Here is a 26,671-nt window from a genome sequence, read left to right on the forward strand (position 1 = left end):
ATTAACAACCCATGCTGAAGGTGTGCACATTTTCAGCTCCAAAGACCTTCTGAGCTTGCTTGATGGCAGATTCCGGAGTTCCTTCGTCGAGGTAGTAGATTGCTGAGACGCCAGCCTGATCTGCAGCATATTTTGCCACCTTGAGAGCCTGCCCGAATTTGGCCGGGTTCTTGGCCTTCGCGGCACCTCCAACGAATACGTACTCGCCATTGGGGCCGCGCACGTCGAGTCCCGAAGACCCGACATTAGGCATGTGGATCCTAATGTCTTGCCCATCCGGCCCCTTGGCGACCTCTCCGCCGATAAGGCGGGCTATGTACTCCTCTCGACTCAATCCGACGTCATTGGCGTCATCATTGTGCACAAGGACCGGCGTCGTACCAGCCAGTACATAGTACGTGTGGATGCCCTCGATGGTCAGATCGAAGGTGAGCTGCGGCTTCACGTAAGACTTCGTTGCAAGCACAGTCACCCGGCCGCCTCCCGGCCTCTGGAGCTGGTCACCGACCTTCACGTCGCTCGCGTCTGCCCAAGTCTGCGTAGTGACGTCGTAGTAAGGATGGTTCGAAGTAGACTCGAGCGACTTTGAACCTTCGTCAGTTCCAACGCTCAGAAGGGTGAAGTCAGTATCAGTGGAAGTTCGATGTACCGCCACGACACGATGCTTCTCGAGATCGGTTTCGCCAGGAGAAGAATTCTCCACCTCATCCCCAATGTTGACGTCCTCGATCCGCCTGCTCTCGCCGTCAGACATGAGCACAAGCGTCTCAGCTACAAAGCTGTGAGAGCGAGTGCAGGCCCTCAGAGCCATTGACGCCAAATCCTCCTCCAGCGCGGCGATATCCCTGCCAATCGGAGCTACCTCAGGAAGCGAAAAGAAGGCGCCGACAGTGTCACAGTCTTCCTGGTCACTTCCACCAGAACCACCACCGAGTGTGCACTTAACACTCGGAATAATGAGGGTGGCATCCTGCACCATCTTAAGTAGAGCTTTTCCGACTATATTCTCGACAGCTCGATCATGGTCCCATTGCTGGTGCGTCACACATGTCCTCGCATGTGGACCCACCGCGCAAGCATTCTTCTTAGTCGTATAGTCGTGCCATTGTTGAGCCAGCTGATGCTTAGCGACAGTCAGGTCACTATGGACAATCTCTTCCTCAAGCTGATGACCTGTTCCAGCCGCGTATCCCGAACTTGGGTCATAGACCATAAGACCACTGGCGTCACTGAGATTGACAGGGCTGTTGTTGCTATATGCATAACCGTTCCATTGCTGGGGATCGGCTAGATCAAGGAGCGGATCGGGACTGAGGAACCGTCCGGTGCTCGGCTGGTACTCGCGGGCTCCGAGGTTGGTGAGGCCGGTGGTGTCGTCCTTGGTGCCGCCGACGTAGCCGTGGTCGCCCGCCCAGGTGCTGGGCTGGATACCACGCGGGCTGCCGAACGGGTCGGCGAAACGGCGGGTCTCGGCGAGGGAGGTGGCGTCGAACGCCAGGGAGTTGGTGCCGTGGTAGTCGGCGACCTGCCAGGTCTGCTTTCCGCCCTGGCGGACGAGAGTGAAACCACCTGGGACTGTGGTGTAACGAGCAGCAGTTGTGGTGGCGGGCGTGGCAGTGGTGTCGTAGATCAGCTCGTCATTGCCGAATGTGACAGTGGTCCTGCCCGGGTCCTTGCGGACGAGCTGGCTGCCGTCGGCTGCATAGATGTAGGTGGTGGGGGTTACTCCGACCTTGCCGACGGAGGAGAGCTTGCTCTCGCTGTTCCACGTGAGCTTGGTGGTTCCGTTACCGTCAGTGACGGAGGTGGCGTTTCCAACTTCGTCGAACTGCCCGTTCGTGCTCCTTTGCGTCCCCCCAGAGGTCACAGTGGCGCCCAGCAGAGCGTGCGGACCACCAGTGCCAACGCCCGCGCTGATCTGCGAATTGATGGTACCTGGGGTGGGGAATGTCTGAGCCGTGGTGACATCAGCCGCGGTGTTGCCACCGATATCGTGCTGGACAAGCTGCTTGCGGTTGCCCGTGACGTCGTAGCCGTAGCTCTGCCAGTACGGTGCCGGGCCGCCGACCGTGGTCTTGTTCGGGGCCTGGGCACCGCTGGTGGGTGTGGTGTTGGTACAGGCGCCCTGGCCGCCGACGAGGTGGCTGGTAGCCGGCAGCATGTTGAGGGTGCCGGTGTCGGACCAGGCGTTGGTGAGCCGGTTGAGGTAGTCGTACCCGAAGCACTGCAGGTCGGTCGAGGCCGGGGTGTTGTCAGGAATGTTGCGGATCGCGGTGAGGCGACCCGTCTGGTCGTAGGCGTAGGTGACCTGCTGGACAGCACCGGTAGCGGCGGTCTGCTTGTCTACGAACTGGGAGAGCGGCCGACCGGTGGATTCGTCATAGGTGTTGGTGAGGACGATCTGGGTGCCCCACGGGTTGACCGTGGTGCGGATGGGCCGGCCGTAGGCGTCGTAGTACGAACCCAGGTCGAAGGTGACGCTAGCCGATCCGAACTGGGCAAGCTGACCGTAAGCCTCGTAGCTGTAGAAGATCTGCTCCCCTGGCAGGTCGCCGACCTTCCCTCGGATGTCGCTGCTGACCGCTCCGGTAATGGGGTCGTAGGTGGCTTTGGTCGCATAGGTGACCGGGGCCGTCAAGCCGACATCGCTGCCAGGGATCGTCGTCGTGGCGTAGGTCGGCTGATACGAAACCGCGTCATAGGCCAGGACGGAGTGAGTGTACGCAGTCCCGCCTGCTCCACCGGTGTAACGGGTGGAGGTGCTGGGCTGACCCTTGAGAACGGTGTCGTATGTGAAGCCCGTCAGCTGATTTGCCGGGCTGACAGACCCGTTGTAGCTACCGGTCATCCGGCCCAGAAGGTCGTAGGTGTAGGCGAGACTCAGCTTGCGGGCATCGGTTGTGGTGGCCAGGCGGCCCGCAGTGTCATAGGTGCGGGCCGTGGTGCCGGTGTCCGGGTCAGTTGCCGAAATCTGACGGCCGCGCTGGTCGTAGCTGTACGTCCAGACATTCTTTCCGGTGGCATCCGTCCGTGTGGACGCCTGCCCAGCCGCCGTGTAGGCGTAACTGGTGACATCCGCATCGGCCGCATTACCCGTCGCGGCAGGTGTCCGGTACTGCCACAGCTGGCTGGCACGGCCCCTGGAGTCGGTGAGAGAGCTGGTAGGAGTGGCGCCGACCGGTGGGCTGACGTCAGTGCGGTCCACTCCGGGATAGCGAGTGGTCGTGGAGCTCTGAACAGTTCCGTAGGCGACGAACTCGGTGGTGAGCGGACGCGAGAGACCGTCATAGAGGGAGTGAGTCTGGGCGGGGACTTGCTGCGTGCTCGTGTTGTAGAGAGTTGCGGCTGGCCCGGTGTCGTCGTTGTACCAGGCGCTGTTCACCTGGGGCGTGCGGCCCTGCGAGTCGTACGACGTGTCCGTGATCAGGCGTCCGTGATAGGCCGAAGCCATCGGGTCGGACTGGGTCTGCACGACACGGCCAAGGCCATCCATGATCTGGATCGAGGTCTTGTAAGCAGTTCCCGTGGACAGGAGAGTTGACGTGGTGACGGTCGGCGGAACGGCCGCATTGTTGACGACCCCAGGTATCGAGTACGAGAAGGTCTGACTGGCGAGCTGGTCTGTGGTTCGGCCAGGCTTCCAGACTCCGGTGAGGCGGCCGAGACGGTCATAGGCCGTCGCAGTGGTACGGCCGTTGAGATCCGTAACGGCCAGTGGGAGTGCCCGCGCGGAGTCAAGCTTCGTGGTCGTGATCCGCCCGGTCCCAGTATCGCTCGCTCCGGCCGGCGCCGGGCTGGTGACCGTGACCGAGGTCGGCAGCTCGCCGACGTTCGCGCTGGAGTAGGCCGTGGTCGTGGTGGCCCCGGTCAGGTGCGCACTGTCAGTCACATTCGGGTTGGTGGTGCTCAGCGGTCGACCGTAGGCGTCGTAGACACCGACAGCGACCGTGGTGAACTGGGCTGCGCCCGAGGCATCGTAATGGTCGATCGTGTGAGTTGCAGTCAAATCGTGTTTGACCCCGAGCTGACCGAGCGCCAGTCCATCGTAGATCGAGCGGGTCCAGGAGACCGTGTTGCTGCCGGCAGGAGCAGTGGTACAGGCATTCGCCCCACTCACGGTCCACGCTTCGGACGGGACGGCACGGACCTGAGGGTCGGGACCCGAGGCGTACTTGGTCTGGGAACAGAGATCCGGCAGCCCGTCGGCAGTGTCTAGGACCGAGATCTCCCGGTTGTCGTTGGCCGGATCGGTCTTGGTGGTCTTGGAGGTCGTGCGCCAGGTAGTACGGTCCGCTTTAAGGGCCTTGGTGGTGCTGGTCGCCGTCGTCGCGGTGTAACGGGCGCTCAGTGGGAACGAAACGCCGTTGACCGTCTGACTGTGACTACTGGTCATGTAGGGGGTGCTACTGAGATTGACGGTGTACGAGACGGGGGTGGAGTCGCCGGCCTGAAGGTAGGTATCGGATTCGAGGACATGGCCGGAGAGCCAGTCCGAGTCGGCGACGCCTGGACTCATCCGTCCGACCGCATTGGCGGTGCGAGTGCCGGACGAGAGAATGTCACCGTCCATGCCCTGGTAGTAGTAGGTGGAGTGCATCGACTGCGGCCCGTCAGCGGGGTTTCCACTGATCGCAGTGACGCTCGCGAAACCGCGGAACTGGTCCCAGGTACGGTCGGCGTCCTTGGTCCGGGGTGAGTCGTTGCGGTGCCAGGCGGCAGGGCCGTAGGAGTAACTGGTGGTCTGTGACTTCGAGCCAGGAGTATTCGGGTTGACCGTAACGAAGTTGACGGGGTAGCGCAGGAACCAGTCGTCGACCGGGGCAGCATCCGGCGAGTCATTGGGCCTGTGCCACTTGACGTTGAAGCAGGCCCGCACGTCAGTGTCCGCTGACGAGGGCATCACGCCCTGGTCCCGGGAACAGTCGGCCTTCTTGTAGTCGACGCCGATGGTGGAACCGGTCTCGGTGGTGATCAGCTGGATACGTGGCCGGTTGTAGGCGGGCCTGGCAGGGATCAGGTTGGTACCGTCCACACGGTTCGCATCTAGCTCCTCAGTGAACGTCACAGGCTTCAGCGGGACATCGCTGGCAGACACCTGCCGGTCCTGGCCGGTGCGCACCACGGAATCCAACCAAGGGATTCGGGTGTCTTCCGTGGCATTCTGCGCGGGAACGAACCTGTGGTTCACGGCATACGAGTCCACCGGCTGGTACGCCCCAGCGATGCGAACGTACGTCGTGATCGACTTCAACCACTGGGTTGACCAGAATGTCGGACCGTAGACTGGGCAGGTGTCGGCCTGACCACAGTTCTGGTCAAGTGGCACGTCCGGCCAGTCCGAACTGTGCGCGGTGGTGCGCTGGGACGGATCACAGACGGCCGCGTTACCCACGCACCGCTCGCCACTCACGAAGTCGATCCGCGAGGCCGGCTGAAAGGCGCCGTTGGCGTTGATCTGGTCGGAGAGCAACTGGCCGTACCCGATGCTCCGCAGAACACCACCTCGGGTATAGGAGGTGTTGGAGCCCGTCCCCTGGTTCTGGCCGCCGCCCAGCGCGTAGTAGTTCGTCTCCGGGATGTACGAAAATGTTGTGAGGTTGCCATGGGGGTCGACGACATAGTCGAGGTTCCAGCGCCAGGCGGAGTTGCACCGCGATGCCTTTCCCTTCGCGGTGTCGTAGCAGGGTTCTCCGGGATTCGGCGAGAACACCGGCATCGTCCAAGCGGCTTGGCTGTCCGGCCCCTTGGCCGACGGATTGCCGGACGCGTCCGGCAGGTGACCCAGACCGAAGAAATACACCGTACCGGAGGTGTCAGTGACCTTCAGGTACGAGCCGTTGAACGTGCCATTGCTCGCACCGGTGAGGTACTCGACCTTCGAACCGTCGTCGTCCTTCAGGTGCCAGGCACACTTCGACTGTTCGAAGGAACCCGCGGCGCTACTGTCACAACTCTGATCATTGGGCACGAGTTCGCCCGAGTGTCCGGCAAGGGAGAGGGTCAGATTGGGCCCCGCCCAGCACTCATCACCCGACCCGGTGATGCCGTCGTCGGAGCAGGACTTGTAGGAACGCTCCACGAAGCCGGGGCTGTAGTCCCAACCGTCACCGATCCAACTCGCCTGGGAGTTGGTGGAGGACGTCTTGCCGTCCACCGAGGCGGAGTCGTAGGAGAGCGCGACGCTCGGAGCCGCTCCGCCCAGTGTGGGCGGAGCCTGGATCGGATAGGCGTAGGTGAAGGCGCCCGAGGAGCCTCCGGCCTCCCAGCCCTGGGAAATATTGAGCGGAGTCGCCGAGTAGCTTCCGGCGCCGCTCGAGGCACCACCCACCGCCGCCAGGACCACTGACCCGGCCGAACTAATGCTGCTGGAAGGACGGTTGTGGATGCCTGCCAACGAGGACAGCTTGTCGGCAGCAGGCAGCGTCAGCTCGCCGGCCAACCGGCCGGTCTTGCTGTCGTAGGTCGAGGCGACTGGAGTCTGCTTGAGGCAGCCGACGACCTGCGGGGACGTCAACGCACACGACGGCAGGGTCACGAGGTGGGCACGGTCGGCCCAATCCGAGCCCAGACCCAGTTTCGCCGTATCGATGGCGACACGGACCGACCGGGCGCTCACCGCGTCGTCCCGGCTCAGCAGCACCAGGGCTCCCGGGTGTCCGGCGGCGTCGCTTTGCGCTGCATCCGCCCACGCCACCTGCACCGGCTCAGGAGTGGACGAGGAAGCAAAGGCCGCCGCTCCAGCATCGACCGAAGAGCCCAATGGAGCTATGGCGAGCGGAAGTTCACCGGCCTTAACCTCTGCTCCGACCACCTGGGCGCGAGCGGCAGAGCCACCCGCGCCCAATGCGGGTGCGGCATTGAGTATCACGGTCGCCTGACCGTGTGGCACGTCAGTGTGCGGCCGCGATGACACCTGCGGTGGCACCGGATGCGCGGGTCCGGGCACCCGGACCGGCGCGGCGTTCTTGCCGCTCACGGAAGGCGTCCGCGGCAGCGGCGTCCCCGAGGGCGACCAGATCTTCGAGTAGTCCGGCTTCCCTATCTGCGCCAGTGCCTGCGCCGAGGTCGGCACCAGAAGAGATGCGACGACTGCCAACACGCTCACCGTGGACAGTCGCGAACGCGCCCCAAGGGCTGCTCTCGACCTCCTTGAGCGCTTCGAACCATGGACCAATAGCACTAGGTCTCCCCCCTAGTTGACACATCAGCTGCTGGCAAACTCACCAGTCAGCCCGCGAACCAGCGCACTCTACAGAGCAGTTGGAGACGCGTGCCAACGAAGATTCAGGAGAATGCACACTGTGACCCATTTCACGCTGCATACATAGCATCCTTTAGCCTGGCATATCAGGCACAGTCACCCCACCCACGCCAAATCAGCCTTGCGCCTCCGGTACGGGGCCCACGAACATGCGGAAGTCTCTGCAGACCCGATGATCACGACGCCCTGGGGGGAATGTCCATGCCTACTTCCTACCGACGGCGGAACCCAGCCAGACACCGAAGGGCCGCGACCGCGGCCCTTCTCGCGCTGGCCGCCGCCCTCATTACGCCGACCGCCCGCGCAGACAACGCACTTGCTGCTCCGACAGACGCCGACATCGCGGCAGCGTCCGCTGCCCGTCTGGCGTCCGGCCCACCGCGCACAGCCGCAGACATCGCGATCGCCCAGGCCAAGGCGGACGGGAAGGAGGTCGCTGTCAAGGCGCTCACCGACGAGTACAGCGAGACCGTCGCCACACCGGACGGGCACCTGAGGCTCACACGGCACCCCAACCAGCAACGCGTCAAGCAGGGCAGCAACTGGGTCACCCTCGACGCGACGCTCACTGCCAACGCCGACGGCACCTTCTCGCCCAAGGCACCGGGATCAGGCCTCCAACTGTCAGCGGGCGGCAACGGTCCACTGGCCACCATGACGAGTGTCGACGGCAAGCAACTGTCTCTGACGGCACCATTCACGCTACCCACGCCCACTGTCCTGGGTAGCTCTCTTCTGTATCCGTCCGTGGCACAGGACACGGACCTGAAGGTCACCGCCACGGAGTTCGGCGGGCTGACCACCGTGCTCATCCTCAAGAGCCAGGCCGCTGCTACCAATCCGGCTCTGAAGAACCTTCACTTCAACACAACGACCAGCGGGATCACGCTCACCGCCGACGGTGGCGGCAACCTCGCCGCCACCGCAAGCGACGGCACAGCCCGCTGGGCCGCCCCCGCGCCGCGTATGTGGGACAGCACACCGGCCGCCGCTCCAGCCACACAGGCAACGCCCCGGGTTCGCGGCCGCCTAGCCTCCCCAGCTGTGGGAGATCCGACAACCGCTTCCCCGACCAGTAGCGCCGAAGGACCTGGGCTCGGCGCCCAGGTCGCCCAGATGCCAGTGACTGCGAGTTCCGCAGGCATCGACCTGAGCCCTGACCAGGGGATCATCACGCACGGCACTGCCCCGTACTTCGTCGACCCGGCTTGGGTGCCGACCTCGCTGACCGCCAACGCCTGGGCCTGGGTGCAGTCGGGATACTCGTCGACCAGTAACTACATGCGGTCCGGCGACTCCGGCTCGGATCATCCAGGTATCGGATACCAGAACTACGAACCGAAGTCCGGCGACTACCGCACCTTCTACCAGTTCGATACGTCAAGCCTGCATGGGGCTGTCGTCAACTCCGCGCAGCTCACCCTCGAGGAGTGGAGCTCCTCGGACTTCTCATGCAGCAACTCCTACGCCGTCGATCTCTACGTCACTGGCGGGATCTTTCCCGGCGTCGACTGGGACAACCAACCCGGCAACGTTGAAGGCCCGATCGGCTCGCAGCCGGTGCCCGGGGCCGGCCACAGCGGCTGTAACGCCAACGTAGCATTCAGCTACGACATCACGGCCACTATGCGTAAGTACGGCTCGGATCACAACGCCATGGCATTCGGCGTACGTACGAGCAGTACGAATGATCCCCTCGCGCACAAACGCCTCACCTATCAGCCCAAGCTCACCGTCCTGTACGACTACGTCGCCAACCAGCCGACCAACCCGCACCTAGGACCCAACCCGCCGAAGGCGAACCCCAGCGACGGCAACGGCCGTCAGTCCTGTGACGGCAGCCCGATCGCCAGCTGGGGCTGGCTCGGCGCCGGCTCCGACCAACCCGGGGCCCTCACCATCAACGCCACCGTGTCGATGAACGCCGTCCAGGCACAGCTGTACTCCTACACGAAGCTGTGGGACTTCAATGCCCTCAATCTGCCGGACGTCACCGGCTACTCCGACCTGGTCAGGAACGGGTCGAATGCCAGTTTCACCATCCCGGGTGGTGTGATCAAGGACGGCCATGCGTACGGATACGGTGTCTGGGCGACCGACAAGCTGACCGCTCTCTCCCCGTCCACCCCCATGTGCGGGTTCAAAGTCGACCTCAACAGACCCTCTGTCACGATCAAGACAGCCAACGACAGACTTTCCGACACCGACCTCGCCGACGGCGTCTTCCCACCCTCCGGAAACGGCCAGGCGAGCACCAGGTACGCCCTTCAGCCCGGCTTTGTCCCGTTCGATGCAGTGGACAGCCCTCCCGTAGCTGGACTCAACGCCTCAGGCATCGCCTGTCTCCGATGGAGCTTCAGCCCGTCGTTCGACGACATGAAGACGTGCAGCAGTCTCCCGACGAACAACCGCCTCCCGGTGATCCCCGGCCACTGGGGCACCAACATCCTCTTCATCCAGGCCGAGGACAACGCCGGGAACTTCTCCAATGTCGCCCAGTACGCCTTCTACGCGCCCTGGAACCCGGCCGGACCCAATCCCCGGTTCGGCGACGTCACCGGGGATACCGTCCCCGACGTCATCACCCGCGATCAATCCGGATATCTCCGCACCTTCTCCGTCCCAGGTAACCCCCTTGCTGTCACGCCGGCCACCAGCCTGGCCGCTCGACCGAACGATGTCCCGACCGACGGCGGCAACTGGACCGACTACCAGATCACGCATCGCGGCACCCTCACTGGGGGAAAGAATGTCGACGACCTGATCGTCCACAAGAAGGGCAGCTCCAACGCCTTCTACTACACGACCAATGCCACCAGTGGAACAACAGGACGCTTCGACAGTGGGCCCACACCATTGTTGAAGCCCAAGTGTGTACCGTCCAGCCTCAATGCCCAGTGCCTCGGCTACAGCACGGACTGGTCCACCACTCAATCAATCGCTGCACTGGGCGATATCACCAGCACCGATGCGGTAAGCCAGGGCTTCAACAACAAGACCGGACTGTTGACGGTCGAGGCTGCTCCCATCGATTCTGGCCTCTGGTATTATCCCGTCGTTGCTACTGGCCAGCTGGGCAACCCAGTGCATCTGACCCATCCTGACGGCACCAACTTCGATTCGTGGAAGAACTTCGAGCTCATCTCCTCCGGGGACTGGGCCGGCCAGGGCCGGCCTGGAATTTGGGGCCGCAGCACGAGTAACGGCGACATTCGCGCATACACGTTCACGCTGAAGTACTGCACTCCAGCCGATCTCGACGGCTGCGGAATTCCAGGAGACAGCGACACAGGCGTTGAACCCATCTACTGGACGACTCTCCAGTACGTGGACCTGAGCATCTCCATCGGCAATCTCTCGCCATCCGACTGGCCTGTCATCGGCTCCGACGGAGATCTCATCGGCCATGGCTACCCTGATCTGTGGGCGGTCGCAGGGCCCGCCAACACATCTGGCGCCGGCAGCATCCGTGTCTGGCCAGGTGGAAGCAGCCAGAAATGGAACTCCGGTGGGAGCAAGCCACGCTTCACCGGCTTCGGCGATTCCTTCGATATCGGCACCACATCGATCTCGCCGCAACGGTGGCAACTCGACGGCTCGACCAACGACTCCACCAACCTCAACAACGCAACACCGTTCGGCAATCCGACCTGGGGACCTGACAGTAGCGGGAGCACAAACAAAGCAGCGGTCCTCAACGGTGCCAGCTACTTCAGGACCGTTCAACCGCCCGTAAACACAAACAAGAGCTACTCGGTCTCCGCCTGGGTCAAGCTCGCGGACCTGTCCCAGACTCAGACCATGCTCGGCATGGCCACCACCGACCACCAGGCGTTCTACCTCGGCAACTGCAGTCCCACCGCCTGGTGCTTCTCGACCACCACCAGCAACGACGCGGTCACCTCGTACCCCTCGGCGCAGGGCCCAGCCGTGGCCGGTCAATGGACTCACCTTGTCGGGGTCTACAACGCGGACACCTACACGCAGACGCTCTACGTCAACGGCAAAGCCGTCGGCACCGCCTACAACGCGACGCCAGTCGCCTCGACGAGTCCCCTCACCATCGGCGGCGTGCTCAGCGCCTCGGGAACCGGACTCTATGGGGCAGCGACCGGATCCGTGAGGGACGTCCGGGCCTACCCGTTCGCTCTCACCAACGAGCAAGCCGCCAAGCTCGCAAGCAGCTGACCCACTGCCATTGGATGGTGTGGGGCCTACGACATTTCGCCGCAGGCCCCACACCGTCTCGTTGTTTCCGGCAACCGAATCTCCCCATTGGAACAAAGCCGACATTAACCACAGGCGTGTTGACACCGGACCGGCCACCTGATGGGCTGGGCCGCTAGGTGGACCCTCGGGCGGTGGGGGTGGCCGGTGGGTTGGGTGGTCGGTGCGAGGAGGCTCCGTTGCGGGCGCGTGTGTCTGTTGTCGCGGGGCGAAGCCTGAGGGAGCGGATCGAGCGGAGTGCCGCGTTGCGGGAGGTGCTCGGGCACCCGGCGGCGTTGGCGGCTCGGCGGGCCACGGCGCGGACGGCGCGTCAGTTGGCGCCCCGCACGGCGGACCGGTTGATCGCTGATCTGAAGGGGACCGAGCCGTTGCTGGCGTCCGTGCGGGCGGAGCGGCGGCGGGGGCCCCGGCGGGCGACGCTGCAGCTGGCTGCCACGCTGTCGGCGGCGGCCGTGGTCGGCGGGCTGCTGGTGAGTTCGCCCGGGTATGCGGCGCCCTCGCCCGACCGGGTGGCGAGCACTGCCACGGCGGCTGCGGCAGAAGCGGAGGGGATTGGACTCGGAAGTCTGACGCATCCTCAGATCTACCCCGCGCCACAAGAGTTGAGGGTCGGCAGCGGCGCCCCCGTCACCATCCCGAAGAGCGTCGGCCTGGCATTGGCCGACAACGCCGACGCGGCGGCCGTCGAGGCCGTGAAGCAGTTGCTGCGGGCGGCCGGGGCGCAGGAGATCACGGCGCAGCCGTCCTCGCAGACCCCCGCCCCCGGTTCGCTGGTGGTGTACGTCGGGGGCCCCGGCGAGGGTGCGGACGGTGCGACCGACCGGGTGCTGCGGGATCTGACGGTGGCGGCGGGCGGGAAGGACACCGACGGCCCGTCGTACGTGGGTCTGCCGAGCGGTGGGTATCTGCTGGCGACCGGTCAACTGCCGACAGTGGGCGGTGACTTCGGTGCGATCGTGCTCGCCGGGGTGGACCCGGCGGGGACGTTCTACGCTGCGCAGAGCCTGCGGCAGCTGCTCGCGAAGACGGAGACGACGACGGAGACAGCGGGCGACGGGCAGGGCTTCCCCGCCGTCGCCGTGCGGGACTGGCCGAGCGGGGCGCCCGTACGCGGCACCGCCGAGTCGTTCTACGGCGCCCCCTGGAGCACCGACCAGCGGCTCGACCAGCTGGACTTCCTCGGCCGGACGAAGCAGAACTTCTACCTCTACGCCCCTGGCGGCGACCCGTACCGGCTGTCCCGTTGGCGGGACGCGTACCCCGAGCAGCAGGCCGCCGAGCTGCGCCGGGTCGCGGAGCGGGCCCGTGCCAACCATGTGACGGCGGCCTACTCGATCGACCCCGGGCAGTCGTTCTGCTACAGCTCGACGCGGGACACCGACGCACTGGTGGGCAAGTTGGAGCAGCTGCGGGCGCTCGGCTTCGGGGCGTTCCAGCTGCAGTTCCTGGATGTCAGCTACGACGAGTGGCACTGCTCGGTCGACCGGAAGAACTTCGGCTCCGGCCCGGCCGCCGCCGCGAAGGCGCAGGCCGCGCTGGCCGCGAAGGTGCAGGAGCGGTTCGCCGCGAAGCACCCGGAGCTGGCGCCGCTCTCGGTGGTGCCGACGGAGTATCAGCGCTCCGGCGCGTCGCCGTACCGGACGGCGCTCGCGGCGGCGCTGCCGAAGGACGTGCAGGTCGCCTGGAGCGGTGGCGGGGTGATCCCCGCGAAGATCACGGCCGGTCAGGCGGCGGACGCGGCGGGCACCCTCGGGCACCCGTTGATGACGCTGGACAACTACCCCGTCAACGACTCCGCGCCGGACCGCCTCTACCTCGGCGCCTACACCGGCCGGGACGCGGAGGTGGCGAGCCGTTCGGCAGTGCTGCTGAGCGCCGCGATGACGCAGCCCGTCGCCTCGCGCATCCCGCTGGCCACCGCCGCCGACTTCGCGTGGAACCCGGCCGCCTACCGCCCCGCCGACTCCTGGCGGGCCGCGCTGCGCCCGCTGGCGGCCGGCCCGGACGGTCTGGCGGCGCTCACCGCACTGGCGGGCAACAGCGTGTCCTCGCCGCTGGCCCCGGCCGAGTCGGGTTACCTGACGCCGCTGCTGGAGCACTTCTGGGCCGCCCTGGACCCGACCGGCGGCAACGCCCCCGATCTGGCGAAGCTGCGGGAGGCCGCGGCGCCCGTCCGGGACGCGTTCACCGTGATGGCGGGCGCTCAGCAGGCCCTCGCCGGGGACGCCGTCGGCGCCGAGGCCGCCCCCTGGCTGGCCCGGCTGAGCAGTTACGGGCAGGCCGGGCAGGCCGCCGTCGACATGCTGCTGGCGCAGCGTGGCGGCGACGGCTCGGCGGCCTGGCGGGCCCGGGTGGCGCTGCGGCAGCTGCGTGCGGACCCGGGGACGGGCGGGGCGACGGTCGGCGCGGGGGTGCTGGACCAGTTCCTGGACCGGGCGCTGCGCGCGGCGGACAGCTGGTCGGGGGTGCGGGCGGGCGGGCTGTCGCCGACGACGACGCTCGGCACGGCGCACGACCACGCGGTGGCGCTGATGGCGGACGACGCGAACGACACCTTCTACTGGAGCTCGGCCCCGCCGCAGACCGGCGACGCCGTCGGGCTGGATCTCGGTCCGGGCCGTCCGCTGGGCAGTGTGACGGTGCTGATGGGCGCCTGGGGCGACGGGCCGGACGCCGCCTCGGCGGCCGACGACTACCTGCACGACGGTGTGCTGGAGTACACCACGGGCGAGGGCGGCTGGAAGCAGCTGGCCAAGGTGCACAACCAGAAGAACCTGGTGGTGAAGGCGCCCGCCGGTACGGTCGCCAAGGCCGTCCGGCTGCGGGCGACCGCCGGGCAGAAGACGGCGATGGCGGTACGGGACTTCAGCATCACCGCGCCCGACGACACCCCGGCGACGGTCACCGGCGGCCCGGCCGCCGCGCCCGGCTCGTCGCCGAGCGCGGTGCTGGACGGCAACCCCGACACCGCGTACCGGGCCGCCGCCGCGCCGACCGCCGCCGATGCCCCGCTGACCATCGAGCTGGGCGCGGCCCGCCCGCTGGACCGCGTCACGGTGCTGACCGACCCGGCGGTGCGGGCGACCGCGACGCTGGAGGTGCGGCGGGCGGGCACCTGGACGGCGATCGGCGCCGTGCAGCCCGGCTACAACGAGCTGCCCGCCCAGGCGGCGGTTGGCGCGCCGGCGGCCGCCGACGCGATGCGGCTGGTCTGGGCGCCGGGCGGCGAGCCGCCGGTGGTCAACCAGGTGGTGCCCTGGTACTCCGACACTCCGGCCGTCCGGATGAGCCTGGCCGACCCGCGCCTGGACGTGGTGACGGGCCAGGCGGCGCCGGTGGTGACCAAGGCGGTCTTCGAGTCCGGTCGGCCCGAGGGCGTCACCGGCGAGCTGAAGACCGAGGTCCCGGCGGCGGCGAAGGGCCTCACCGTCACCCCGACGGCCGCCCTGACGGTGCCGCGCGGCGGGCAGGTGAGCGCGCCGGTGCTGGTCGGCGCGGCGGCGGACACGCCGTCGGGCACGTACCAGGTGCCGTTGAGCTTCACGGCGGGCGGTGTCACCGTCCGCCAGGTGCTGCAGGTCCGGGTGGTGCCGCCGACCGGCGGGCCGGATCTCGCGCCCGGTGCGGTGGCGAGCTCCTCGGCCGACGAGACCGCCGCCTTCCCCGCCACGGCGGTCAACGACGGCGACCCGAAGACCCGCTGGTCCTCCCCCGCCGTGGACGACGCCTGGGTGCAGCTGAAGCTGGCGGAGCCCGCCCGGCTCGGCGCGGTGGTGCTGCACTGGCAGGACGCGTACGCCTCCGCCTACAAGGTGCTGACCTCGGCGGACGGTGTCAGCTGGCAGACCGCGGCCACCGTGGACGACGGGAAGGGCGGGACGGAGACGGTGCGTTTCGACGCGGCCGGGGTGCAGTACCTGCGGGTGCAGGGCGTCTCACGGGCGACGAAGTACGGCTACTCGCTGTTCGGTCTGGAGGCGTACGCCGTGGCTGTCACGCCCCCGCCGGTGCTTCCCACGCTCCCCACACTCCCGGGGCTCCCCACACCGCCCGCGCTGCCGGTGCTGCCGCTGCTGCCCACGCCCTCGGCGAGCCCGACCGCCCACCAGTAGCCGTTTCAGCCGTCAGCCGTCAGTTGCCAGGCGGACGGCGGGCCGCCGGCACTCCCCGATCGGGGTGTACCGGCGGCCCATGAGGCGTACCGAGGAATCGACGGGCAGGCCCTGTCTGTCGGGCGGCGGGTCAGGCGGAGAGCGGCTCCGGCTGTTCGCCACGGTGGTTGACGTGCTGGACGGGTGCTGTGCTGTGCGCTCTCACGGCCGTGGCCTGGAGGGCGACGGGGTGGTCCGGATGGTCGTGGTGCTCGTACTCGCGGAACTGCTCCAGCCCGCCGTACGGCTCCAGGTAGGGCCGCCAGCGCGGGTCTCTGAGACCGGTGCCGATGATCCGCCAGGCCAGGCCGCTGGGCGGCGCGGGCGGGCGCTTCATCCGCCAGCCGAGCTCGGTGAGGTGCCGGTCGGCCTTGGTGTGGTTGCAGCGGCGGCAGGCCGCCACCACGTTGTCCCAGCGGTGCTGGCCACCGCGACTGCGCGGGATGACGTGGTCGACGCTGGTCGCGGCGGCCCCGCAGTAGACGCAGCGCCCGTGGTCACGGGCGAACAGTGCGCGGCGGGTGAGCGGGACGGGCCCGCAGAACGGGACCCGCACGAAGCGGGTCAGTCGGACGACGGACGGCGCCGTGACGGCGCTGGTGGCGCTGTGCAGAGTGATTCCCGAGTCCTCCAGGCTGACCGCCTTGTGGTTGAGGACCAGGATGAGTGCGCGGCGCATGGAAACGACGCCGAGCGGCTCGTAGGACGCGTTGAGGACCAGGACATGCGGCACGGATGCCTCCTTGGACGCCTGCGGCGCGTGGCTCGCGCCGGGACGAGCGGGTGACCGGGCTTCCGCCGCGATCTCCACCAGTGTCGCCTCACGGTGTTGTGGGGCGCCACCACTCCTGTGTAACGGACCTGATGCGGGTTCTCCTCCATGGGATACATGGGATATGCCCAGGCAGTGGCCATGATGCACCACCGGCACCGGGTTTTCGGCCGTTCCGTCCCAAAAGGTTCGGGCCCGACCCCGGACCTGGACCCTGCCCCGGGACCGGCCGGTGCGGGGCAGCCAATAAACTGAGCCGCGCCCTGCGTTCTCCGCCAGGAAAGGCTCCGCACGTGTTCACCGGCCAACTCGCCGACGCCTCCCCCAGCCCCGCCGACCCCCTGCCGCGCCTGAACGACCTCAAGGTGCCGACCAGCGCGACGGAGGTCTCGGACACCACGCGGCAGGCCGCCGGCTGGCTCGGCGCCAACTGGCAGGGCTGGGTCGAGGGGGCGCTCCGGATCGTCTTCATCGTGCTGCTCTCGCTGGTGCTGCGCGCGGTGGTGCGCAAGCTCATCACCCAGTTCATAACGCGGATGACCAGGCACTCGGAGAGCGAGGCCGAGCTCGGCCGGATCGGCGGGCTGCTCGCCAACAGCGGGGTGGTGAACACCGAGCGGCGCCAGCAGCGCTCGGAGGCGATCGGCTCGGTGCTGCGCAGCGTGGCCTCGTTCAGCATCCTCGGGACGGCGGCGCTGATGGTGCTGTCTGCCCTCGGGGTGAACCTCGCGCCGCTGCTGGCCAGCGCCGGGGTCGCCGGTGTGGCGATCGGTTTCGGCGCGCGGAACCTGGTGACGGACTTCCTCTCCGGGGTCTTCATGATCATGGAGGACCAGTACGGCGTCGGCGACGAGATCGACACCGGGGTGGCCACCGGCACGGTGCTGGAGGTCGGGCTGCGGGTCACCAAGCTGCGCGGCACCAACGGCGAGATCTGGTACATCCGCAACGGCGAGGTGAAGCGGATCGCCAACATGAGCCAGGGCTGGTCGACGGCGACGGTCGACGTCCAGGTCGGCTACAAGGAGGACCTCGACCGGGTCGAGGAGCTGATCCGGGACGCCACCGAGCAGCTCGCCAAGGAGACCCCGTACGACGAGCTGATCTGGGGCCGGGTGAAGGTGCTCGGGGTGGAGTCGGTGGCCGCCGACTCGGTGGTGCTGCGGGTCGAGGCGCGGACGACGCCCGGCAAGTCGGGCGTGGTCGTGCGGGCCCTGCGGCAGCAGCTGAAGACGGCCTTCGACCAGGCCGGGGTGAAGCTGAAGGAGGAGGCCGTGCCGGCGGTGGCGGCCCCGGCGGTGGAGACGGCGGCACCCTCGGCGCTGGCCGACCCGGCCTCGGTGCGTTCGCAGGCCACCAAGCCGATCCCCGTGCAGCCGCCGGAGCCGCAGCCCGACACCAAGTGACAGCGCGGCAGTACGGCCGAGCCTCGCCCTCGCGGCGGGGCTCGGCCGTTTCCGGTAACGCTTCGGCATCCAGCCGCCCCCGGGTCATTGACACCCCGCAGACCCGGGATCTACCTTCCTTCTCGAAGCGACTGGAAAGTTTCCTAACAGTTCACCGGACCCCCGCGCGGCGCCACGGGGGAGCGAAAGAGGAGGATCGGGCTGTGACCGACACCACCCGCACCCCCCTCGCCGGGACTCCCAGCCTGCTGCGCGCCATCAACGACCGCGCCGCGCTGGAGCTGCTGCTCGCCGGCGGCCCGCTCTCCCGCACCCAGATCGGCAGCCTGACCGGGCTCTCCAAGCCCACCGCCTCGCAGCTGCTCGCCCGGCTGGAGTCGGCCGGGCTGGTCGTGCCCGTCGGCACCACGGCCGGCGGCCCCGGCCCCAACGCCCAGCTGTACCAGGTCAATCCGGCCTGCGGGTACGTCGCCGGGCTGGACGTCACACCGACCCGGGTGCGCGTCGCCGTCGCCGACATCACCGGCCAGACCCTCGCCGAGCACGTCGTGCCCACCAAGGGCTGGCCCGCTGCCGAGACCCCGCAGCGGACGGCCGAGACCGTCGCCGAGACCGTCCGCCAGGCCGGGCTGGCCCCCGGGAGCCTGCGCGAGATCGTCATCGGCGTGCCCGGCGCACTCGACCCCGTCAGCGGCAAGCTGCGCTACGCCTCGCACCTGCCCGGGTGGCACTCGCCGCGCCTGACGGCCGAGTTGACGGCCGCGCTCGGCACGCCGGTGAGCATCGAGAACGACGTCAACCTGGCCGCCATCGCCGAGCAGTCCTTCGGCGCCGCCCAGGACTGCGAGGACTTCGTGCTGCTCTGGGTCGAGGAGGGCATCGGCGCCGCCATCGTCATCGCCGGGCGGCTGCACCGGGGCTTCACCGGCGGCGCGGGCGAGGTCGGCTACATGCCGGTGCCCGGCGCGCCCGTCGTCCACAAGCTCCGCCGGAAGAACTCCGGCGGCTTCCAGGAACTGGCCGGGGCCCCGGCCGTGCTCAGCTTGGCCCACGAGCACGGCATCGCCGGTGCGACCGCCGAGGAGACCGTCACCCTCGCGCTGCGCACGCCCGGGGCGGGCGACCGCTTCCTCGAGACCCTGGCCGAGCGGCTGGCCGTCGGGCTGGCCGTGATCGTCTCGGTGGTCGACCCCGAACTGGTGGTGATCTCCGGCGGCATCCCGACAGCCGGCGGCGACCGCCTGCGCGGGCTCGTCCAGGACGCCCTGGCGGGGATCTCCATCCCCCGGCCGGAGGTGCGGTGCAGCTCTGTCCCGGGCTCGCCCGTCCTGCACGGCGCGCTGCAACGCGCGCTCGCGACCGCCCGGGAAGCCGTGTTCTCCACCCACTGACCCTGCGCCACGCCAACACCCGCACCACGCCAGCACCCGCACCACCCCCATCCCCCAGCACGGGCGGACGGGCGATGAAGCCTGCCCCCGTACCTCCAGGAGGACCCTCCAGTGCACACCCCCCGCAGATCCCGCCGGATGCTCGCCGCCGCCGCGAGCAGCGCCGTCATCGCGCTCTTCGCCACCGCCTGCACCGGCACCAACGCCCCCTCCACGACGGATGATTCGGCCTCCGGCAAGGATGTGACGATCACCTTCTGGCACGGCTGGAACCAGGACAACGAGACCAAGGCGATCAACGACAACATCGCCGCCTTCGAGAAGGCCCACCCGAACATCCACGTCAAGGTCGTCGACAACATCGCCGATGACAAGAGCGAGCAGGCGCTGCGGGCGGGCGGCCCGGACGCCCCGGACGTGGTCTCCTCCTTCACCACCGACAACGTCGGCAAGTTCTGCTCCGCGAAGGTGTGGACGGACCTGGCGCCCTTCCTGAAGAAGGACGGCATCGACCCGGCGAAGACCTTCCCCGCCGCGATGCTCAAGTACAGCCAGTTCGAGGGCAACCAGTGCTCGCTGCCGCTGCTCGGCGACGCGTACGGCCTCTACTACAACAAGGCCGCCTTCGCCGCCGCCGGGATCGCCGCGCCGCCGAAGACCCTCAGCGAGTTCGACGCCGACGCCGTCAAGCTCACCATCGCCCAGGGCGACGGCTACAAGCAGCTCGGCTTCATGCCGGTCCTCCACGGCTACGAGACCAACCCCGCGCACCTGCTCGGCCAGTACGACCCCTCGTACTTCGGCCCGGACGGCAAGTCGAGCATCGCCACCGACCCGAAGGTCGCCGCGATGTTCAGCTGGCAGAAGGGCCTGATCGAAAAGCTCGGCGGCTTCGAGAAGCTGGAGAAGTTCCGGGCCTCCTTCGGCGACGAGTTCAGCGCCAAGAACCCGTTCGAGACCGGCCAGACCGCGATGGCGATGGACGGCGAGTGGCGGACGGCCTCGCTGGCCGCCGACAAGGTCGCCTTCGACTGGGCGACCGCGCCCTTCCCGGTGCCGGACGACCAGGCCGCCAGCTACGGCCGCGGCTACCAGACCGGCACCATCATCGGCATCGCCCGCACCAGCCAGAAGCAGGCGGCCGCCTGGGAGTTGGTGAAGTACCTGACCACCAACACCGACGCCGTGGTGAGCTTCGCCAACGCCATCCACAACGTGCCGAGCACCATCGAGGCGCTCAGCTCGCCCAAGCTCGACGCCGACCCGAGGTTCAAGACCTTCCTGGACGTCGCGAAGAACCCGGCCTCCAACACCACCCCCGCCAGCATCAACGGCGGTGCGTACCAGACCAGCCTGCAGAACTTCGGCTATGCGTACGAAGCCGGCAAGACCGATCTCCAGGCAGGTCTGACCAAGACGGCCCAGGAGATCGACGCGGCCGTCAACCAGGCCAAGTAGTAGGCACGTCATGGCACTTGCAAGCACCAAGCTCCCGGTGGCGCCCGCGCTCAAGCGCAAGCGCCGCCGGGAGGCTGCCCGCACCCTGGCCTTCCTCTCGCCGTGGCTGATCGGCTTCGGCGTCTTCTTCCTCTACCCGCTGATCTCCACCGTCTACTTCTCCTTCATGCAGTACGACGGCTTCACCACCCCCGTCTTCTCCGGCCTGAAGAACTGGGACTTCGTCTTCGACAAGTACCCCTTCTTCTGGCAGGGCCTGGGCAACACGCTCTGGCTGGTCGTGGTGATGGTGACGCTGCGCGTCACCTTCGGCCTCGGGATCGGGCTGCTCATCACCAAGCTGAAGACCGGCGTCGGCTTCTTCCGCACCATGTTCTACCTGCCGTACCTCGCCCCGCCGGTGGCCGCCACGATGGCCTTCGCCTTCCTGCTCAACCCCGGCACCGGCCCGGTCAACCACCTGCTCGGCGACCTCGGCCTGCCGCAGCCCGGCTGGTTCAACGACCCGACCTGGTCCAAGCCCGCCCTCACCATGCTCGCCGTCTGGGGCATCGGCGACCTGATGGTGATCTTCATGGCCGCCCTGCTCGACGTGCCCAAGGAGCAGTACGAGGCGGCCGAGCTGGACGGCGCCGGCTCCTGGCAGAAGTTCCGCTTCGTCACCTACCCGAACATCTCACCGATCGTGATGTTCGCCGTGGTCACCGGCGTGATCCAGACCATGCAGTACTACACCCAGGCGATCATCGCGGGGAAGGTCGCCAGCGGCGTCATCGGCGGCTCCGGCCAGTCCTTCGAGCCCGGCTACCCGCACGGCTCCACCTGGACGCTGCCGCAGATGGTCTACACCCTGGGCTTCCAGACCTTCGACTACGGCTCCGCCTGCGTCGTCGCCATCGTGCTGTTCGCGATCTCGATGGCCTTCACCTCCCTGCTGCTGCGCCGGGGCTCCGGCTTCATGGCGAGTGAGGACTGAGCCATGACTCTGAGCTCCACCCTCTCCCTGCCCGTCGAGCGACGCACCGCCGCCGCCAAGGTGGCGCGCCGCCGGGCCGCCCTGCACTGGGTCGCCACCCGCTCGATGGCCCTCGCGGCGGCGCTCTTCTTCGTGCTGCCGTTCGTCTTCGTGCTGCTCACCTCGGTGATGTCCGACCAGCAGGCCCTCACCTCCGAGATCTGGCCGCACGAGTGGCACTGGGGCAACTACCTGAAGGTCTGGCAGACCCCGGGCTTCCTCACCTGGTGGCGCAACACCCTGGTGTACGCCGGGCTCGGCACCGTGCTGACGGTCGTCTCCAGCCTCCCCGTCGCGTACGCGATGGCCAAGTTCCGCTTCCGGGGCCGGAACCTCTCGCTGATGGCGGTCATCGCGATGATGATGCTGCCGCCGCAGGTCACCGTCATGCCGATGTACCTGTTCTGGGCCAAGCAGCTCCACCTCAGCGGCACGCTCTGGCCGATGATCATCCCGATGGCCTTCGGCGACGCGTTCTCGATCTTCCTGCTGCGGCAGTTCCTGCTCACCATCCCCAAGGAGTACGTCGAGGCCGCACGGATCGACGGCTGCGGCGAACTGCGCACCCTGCTGCGGGTGGTGCTGCCGATGTCCAAGCCGGCCATCGCCGCCGTCGCGCTCTTCCAGTTCTTCTACTGCTGGAACGACTACTTCGGCCCGCAGATCTACGCCAGCGAGAACCCGGGCGCCTGGACGCTCAGTTACGGCCTCGCCTCCTTCAAGGGCGCCCACCACACGAACTGGAACCTCACCATGGCAGCGACCCTGCTCGTGATGGCCCCGGTGATCGTGCTCTTCTTCTTCGCGCAAAAGGCCTTCATCGAAGGCGTGACACTGACAGGGGTCAAGGGCTGATGTCACTCAAGTTGGCAATCGTCGGGGGCGGTTCGACCTACACCCCGGAGCTGATCGACGGCTTCGCCCGGCTCCGCGACACCCTCCCGATCGCCGAGCTGGTGCTCATCGACCCGGCCGCCGACCGGCTGGAACTGATCGGCGGCCTGGCCCGCCGGATCTTCGCCAAGCAGGGCCACGGCGGCACCGTCACCACCACCACCGACCTCGCGGCCGGCGTCGAGGGCGCGGACGCCGTACTGCTCCAGCTCCGGGTCGGCGGACAGGCCGCCCGCGACCAGGACGAGACCTGGCCACTGGAGTGCGGCTGCGTCGGCCAGGAGACCACCGGCGCGGGCGGGTTGGCCAAGGCGCTGCGCACCGTGCCGGTCGTGCTCGACATCGCCGAGCAGGTCCGCCGGGCCAACCCCGACGCCTGGATCGTCGACTTCACCAACCCCGTCGGCATCGTCACCCGCGCCCTGCAGACCGCCGGGCACAAGGCCGTCGGCCTGTGCAACGTCGCGATCGGCTTCCAGCGCAAGTTCGCCGGCCACCTCGGCGTCGACCCCGAGCTGATCCGCCTCGACCACGTCGGCCTCAACCACCTCACCTGGGAGCGCGGCGTCACCCTGCTCGACTCCCCCGGCGCCACCACCGGCCGCGAGGTGCTGCCCGAGCTGCTCGGCGGCTTCGGCCGGGAGATCGCCGAGGACCTGCTGCTGCCGCTGCAGGTGATCCAGCGGCTCGGCGTGGTGCCCTCGTACTACCTGCGCTACTTCTACCAGCACGACCAGGTCGTCGAGGAGTTGAAGGTCAAGGGCTCCCGCGCGTCGGCCGTCGCGGCGATCGAGCGCGAGCTCCTGGAGATGTACGCCGACCCGGCGCTCGACACCAAGCCGGAGCTGCTCGGCAAGCGCGGCGGCGCGTTCTACTCCGAGGCCGCCGTCCAGCTGATCGCCGCGCTGCTCGGCACCGGCGGCACCCACTCCGTCCAGGTGGTCAACACCCGCAACGACGGCATCCTGCCCTTCCTCCCCGACGACGCGGTCATCGAGGTGCCCGCCGAGGTGGACGCCGCCGGAGTCCGGCCGCTCCCGCAGCGGCCCGTCGAACCGCTCTACGCGGGCCTGATCGCCGCCGTCACGGCGTACGAGCAGCTCGCCCTGGAGGCGGCCCTCAAGGGCGGGCGCGACCGGGTCTTCGACGCCCTGCTCGCCCACCCGCTGGTCGGCCAGCTGGACCTCGCGGACCAGCTCACCGACCGGCTGCTGGCACACAACCGCGCACACCTCGGCTGGGCGTGAACCCGGCGCGACACAGGCGCCACCTCCCGGCCGGGGCGGCCGGGACACGTACGAGCGAGGGCCAGATGGACCATCAGCACACCGAACAACTAGCCGGCGTCCTCGCCATCGACGCCGGGAACAGCAAGACCGACGTCGCCCTGGTCAGCGCCGAGGGCATCGTCCTCGGCAGCGCCCGGGGTGGCGGGTTCCAGCCCCAGCGGGAGGGGGCCGAGACGGCAGTCGCCGGGCTCACCCCACTGGTCGAGGCGGCGGCGGCCGAGGCCGGGCTCCGGCTCACCGGACGGGCCCTCACCACGCACGTGAGCGCCTGCCTGGCCAACGCCGACCTGCCGGTCGAGGAGCAGGCGCTGCAGGCCGCGATCGCGGCGCAGCCGTGGGGCGTCAGCAGCGCCGTCGCCAACGACACCTTCGGGCTGCTGCGGGCCGGCACCGAGGGGCCGTGCGGGGTCGCCGTGGTCTGCGGCGCCGGGATCAACTGCGTCGGGCTGCTGCCGGACGGGCGGACGGCGCGGTTCCCCGCGCTCGGCGCGCTCACCGGCGACTGGGGCGGCGGCGCCGGGTTGGCCGCCGAGAGCATGTTCCACGCCACCCGCGCCGAGGACGGCCGGGGCAGACCCACCGGCCTCGCCGCCGCGATCGCCGCCCACTTCGGGCTGCCCGACACCGGGGCCGTCGCCGAGGCAATCCACCTCCGCCGGATCGGCGAGCGGCGGCTGCACGAGATCGTGCCGGTGCTCTTCGCCGTCGCGGCGGCCGGTGACGCCGTCGCCCGGGAGCTGATCGACCGCCAGGCCGACGAGATCACCCGCCTCGCGGTCGTCGCCCTCACCCGCCTCGACCTCCTCGCCACGCCCACCCCGGTCGTCCTCGGCGGCGGCGTCCTGGCCTCCCGGCACCCGCTCCTGATCGACAACGTCCTGGCCCGCCTGGCGGCCGCCGCCCCCCTCGCCGCCCCCCGCATCGTCATCGCCCCACCCGTCCTCGGAGCCGCCCTCCTCGGCCTCGACCACCTGAACGCACCCGTCGCGGTCCAGGAACGGCTGCGGAGCGCCTACGCGGCGACCCAGCCGGTGGCTGCCTGACGCTCATCGGCTGAGGGCAGGCCCCCCCAGGGGCGCGGGGAACTGCGCGATCAACCGTGGACCACCGTCACTCCCGTTTCGCGCAGTTCCCCGCGCCCCTGGGGGGCCTGCCCCTTACTTGAGCCGCGAAAGGTGCGGCGGTACTCGCGGGGCGCGACGCCGATGCGGCGGACGAACGCGGGGCGCAACGACACCGCCGAGGTGAAGCCGCTGCGGACGGCGATCTCGTCGACCGGCAGGTCCGTCTCCTCCAGCAGGCGTTGGGCGGCGAGGATGCGTTGCTCCAGCAGCCACCGCAGTGGCGGTACGCCGGTGGTCTCGGTGAAGTGCCGGGCGAAGGACCGCTCGGACATGGTCGCGACCCGGGCCAGCCCGGCGACCGTCCAGGGGGTTTCGAGCGAGGCGAGGGCGGCGCTGCGGGCTGCCGTCAGGGGGTCGTCGCCCTCGGCCGGCTCGGGCACCGGGGAGGGGATGAACTGGGCCTGGCCGCCGGCCCGGAAGGGTGCGGTGACCATCGCGCGGGCGATCGCCGCGGCGGCCCGCTGCCCGTGGGCGGAGCGGACGAGGTGCAGGCAGAGGTCGATCCCGGCGGCGACCCCGGCGGAGGTCCAGACCTCACCGTCGCCGGTGAAGAGCACCTCCGGTTCGACCTCCACCGCCGGGTGCAGGTCGGCGAGTTGGCCGGCGAGGTACCAGTGGGTGGTGGCCCGGCGGCCGTCCAGCAGCCCGGCGTCGGCGAGCACGAAGGCGCCCGCGCAGAGCCCGGCGACGGGGATGCCGCGCGCGTGCACGGCCCGCAGGGCGTCGAGCACCTCCTCCGGCCGCCGCACCAGCGGGTCCTCGACCCCGGGGACGACCACCAGGTCGCAGTCGAGCAGCGCCGCCAACCCGTGGTCGGGCACCCGCTCCAGGCCTCCGCCCAGCCGTACCCGGGCCCCCTCCGGTCCGCAGATCCGCAAGGAGAAGCCGGGCACCGCGCCGCGTGCCCGCCAGACCTCGCCGATCACCGCGTAGTCGAAGGCCCGTACGCCGTCGAAGATCAGGCAGCCCACGGTCCTCATGAAGTCCCCATGGCGGGAATCTATCGATCACCGGCAGTCGGAGCCCTCACCGGGCCCGGCGCTCCGGCGACAGGATGGAGCCATGACGAACACCAGCGCATTCGACGCCCCCCTCCAGCTCACCGACGACGCCGTCCTGATCATGATCGACGTGCAGCAGGGGTTCGAGGACTCCGGCTTCTGGGGGCCCCGCGACAACCCCGACGCCGAGCAGCGGATGGCCGAGCTGCTGGGGGCCTGGCAGCGGACGGGCCGCCCGGTGGTGGTGGCTCAGCACCAGTCCGCCCGTGGGCCGTTGGTGCCCGGCACGCCCGGGTACGAGCTCAAGCCGTTCGTGGCCGACGTGAAGGCCGACCTGCACATCACCAAGACTGTCAACAGCACCTTCTACGGCACTCCGGACCTGCAGACCTGGCTCCAGGAGCGCGGCGCGACCCAGTTGGTGATCGCGGGCATCATGACCAACGTCTGCAACGAGACCACCGCCAGGATGGGCGGCAACCTCGGCTACGACGTGGTCTTCCCGATGGACGCGATGCACACCTTCGACATGGCGGGCCCGGACGGCGAGGTGGTACCGGCCGCGCAGCTCGCCAAGGCGACGGCCGCCGTGCTGCACAGCATGCGCTTCGCCAAGGTGGTCAGCACGCAGGACGTGCTCGCCGCCGCCGAGTGATCAGGCAGCCCAAATCCGCTGGGCCCG

The 26,671-nt window shown here is 68.5% G+C and carries 14 protein-coding genes; 10 read left to right on the plus strand and 4 right to left on the minus strand.

Annotated features, from left to right (window positions below):
- Nucleotide 1: 1 nt before the first annotated feature.
- Nucleotides 2–7,096: an RHS repeat-associated core domain-containing protein gene (locus tag ACR68M_RS08770; RefSeq protein WP_441249876.1), complete on the minus strand. Its 7,095-nt coding sequence runs from the start codon at nucleotides 7,094–7,096 to the stop codon at nucleotides 2–4.
- 366 nt (nucleotides 7,097–7,462) lie between these two features.
- On the opposite strand from ACR68M_RS08770, the gene ACR68M_RS08775 reads away from it, so the two are divergent.
- Complete coding sequence (locus ACR68M_RS08775; protein WP_441249877.1) at nucleotides 7,463–11,449, plus strand: LamG-like jellyroll fold domain-containing protein; 3,987 nt, start codon at nucleotides 7,463–7,465, stop codon at nucleotides 11,447–11,449.
- Between the two features lie 349 nt (nucleotides 11,450–11,798).
- Here ACR68M_RS08775 and ACR68M_RS08780 read toward each other — a convergent pair whose 3' ends face one another.
- The gene (locus tag ACR68M_RS08780; protein ID WP_441249878.1) at nucleotides 11,799–12,014 is read right to left on the minus strand and encodes a hypothetical protein; all 216 of its coding nucleotides are present in this window, start codon (nucleotides 12,012–12,014) and stop codon (nucleotides 11,799–11,801) included.
- 76 nt (nucleotides 12,015–12,090) lie between these two features.
- Between ACR68M_RS08780 and ACR68M_RS08785 the strand changes: the two genes are divergently transcribed.
- Nucleotides 12,091–15,600: a beta-N-acetylglucosaminidase domain-containing protein gene (locus ACR68M_RS08785; RefSeq protein WP_441249879.1), complete on the plus strand. Its 3,510-nt coding sequence runs from the start codon at nucleotides 12,091–12,093 to the stop codon at nucleotides 15,598–15,600.
- A 130-nt stretch (nucleotides 15,601–15,730) separates the two neighbouring features.
- Here the strand turns inward: ACR68M_RS08785 and ACR68M_RS08790 are convergent, their stop codons facing one another.
- On the minus strand, nucleotides 15,731–16,372 hold the full coding sequence (locus tag ACR68M_RS08790; RefSeq protein ID WP_441249880.1) for an HNH endonuclease: 642 nt from the start codon (nucleotides 16,370–16,372) through the stop codon (nucleotides 15,731–15,733).
- 332 nt (nucleotides 16,373–16,704) lie between these two features.
- On the opposite strand from ACR68M_RS08790, the gene ACR68M_RS08795 reads away from it, so the two are divergent.
- The 7 genes from ACR68M_RS08795 to ACR68M_RS08825 all read left to right on the plus strand — a co-directional run bounded on the left by ACR68M_RS08795 (nucleotide 16,705) and on the right by ACR68M_RS08825 (nucleotide 24,907).
- Nucleotides 16,705–17,817, plus strand: a complete 1,113-nt coding sequence (locus ACR68M_RS08795) for a mechanosensitive ion channel family protein (RefSeq protein ID WP_441249881.1) — start codon at nucleotides 16,705–16,707, stop codon at nucleotides 17,815–17,817.
- 203 nt (nucleotides 17,818–18,020) lie between these two features.
- Nucleotides 18,021–19,208: an ROK family transcriptional regulator gene (locus ACR68M_RS08800; RefSeq protein WP_441249882.1), complete on the plus strand. Its 1,188-nt coding sequence runs from the start codon at nucleotides 18,021–18,023 to the stop codon at nucleotides 19,206–19,208.
- Between the two features lie 138 nt (nucleotides 19,209–19,346).
- A complete protein-coding gene (locus ACR68M_RS08805; protein ID WP_441251549.1) occupies nucleotides 19,347–20,666 on the plus strand; it encodes an extracellular solute-binding protein in 1,320 nt (439 codons plus the stop codon).
- Nucleotides 20,667–20,676: 10 nt separating this feature from the next.
- Complete coding sequence (locus ACR68M_RS08810) at nucleotides 20,677–21,642, plus strand: carbohydrate ABC transporter permease (RefSeq protein ID WP_441249883.1); 966 nt, start codon at nucleotides 20,677–20,679, stop codon at nucleotides 21,640–21,642.
- Nucleotides 21,643–21,645: 3 nt separating this feature from the next.
- Nucleotides 21,646–22,536, plus strand: coding sequence for a carbohydrate ABC transporter permease (locus ACR68M_RS08815; protein ID WP_441249884.1), 891 nt, complete (start codon nucleotides 21,646–21,648; stop codon nucleotides 22,534–22,536).
- A complete protein-coding gene (locus ACR68M_RS08820; RefSeq protein WP_441249885.1) occupies nucleotides 22,536–23,822 on the plus strand; it encodes a 6-phospho-beta-glucosidase in 1,287 nt (428 codons plus the stop codon). Before ACR68M_RS08815 ends, ACR68M_RS08820 begins: the two co-directional genes overlap by 1 nt.
- Before the next feature lie 65 nt (nucleotides 23,823–23,887).
- Complete coding sequence (locus tag ACR68M_RS08825) at nucleotides 23,888–24,907, plus strand: N-acetylglucosamine kinase (protein WP_441249886.1); 1,020 nt, start codon at nucleotides 23,888–23,890, stop codon at nucleotides 24,905–24,907.
- A gap of 50 nt (nucleotides 24,908–24,957) precedes the next feature.
- Here the strand turns inward: ACR68M_RS08825 and ACR68M_RS08830 are convergent, their stop codons facing one another.
- Nucleotides 24,958–25,968, minus strand: coding sequence for a GlxA family transcriptional regulator (locus tag ACR68M_RS08830; RefSeq protein WP_441249887.1), 1,011 nt, complete (start codon nucleotides 25,966–25,968; stop codon nucleotides 24,958–24,960).
- 82 nt (nucleotides 25,969–26,050) lie between these two features.
- Here ACR68M_RS08830 and ACR68M_RS08835 point away from each other — a divergent pair, with 82 nt between their 5' ends.
- On the plus strand, nucleotides 26,051–26,644 hold the full coding sequence (locus ACR68M_RS08835) for a cysteine hydrolase family protein (protein WP_441249888.1): 594 nt from the start codon (nucleotides 26,051–26,053) through the stop codon (nucleotides 26,642–26,644).
- Nucleotides 26,645–26,671 lie beyond the last annotated feature (27 nt).

Origin of the sequence: Kitasatospora sp. McL0602, from assembly GCF_052076145.1 — a bacterium.
In the GTDB taxonomy this organism is placed as follows: domain Bacteria; phylum Actinomycetota; class Actinomycetes; order Streptomycetales; family Streptomycetaceae; genus Kitasatospora.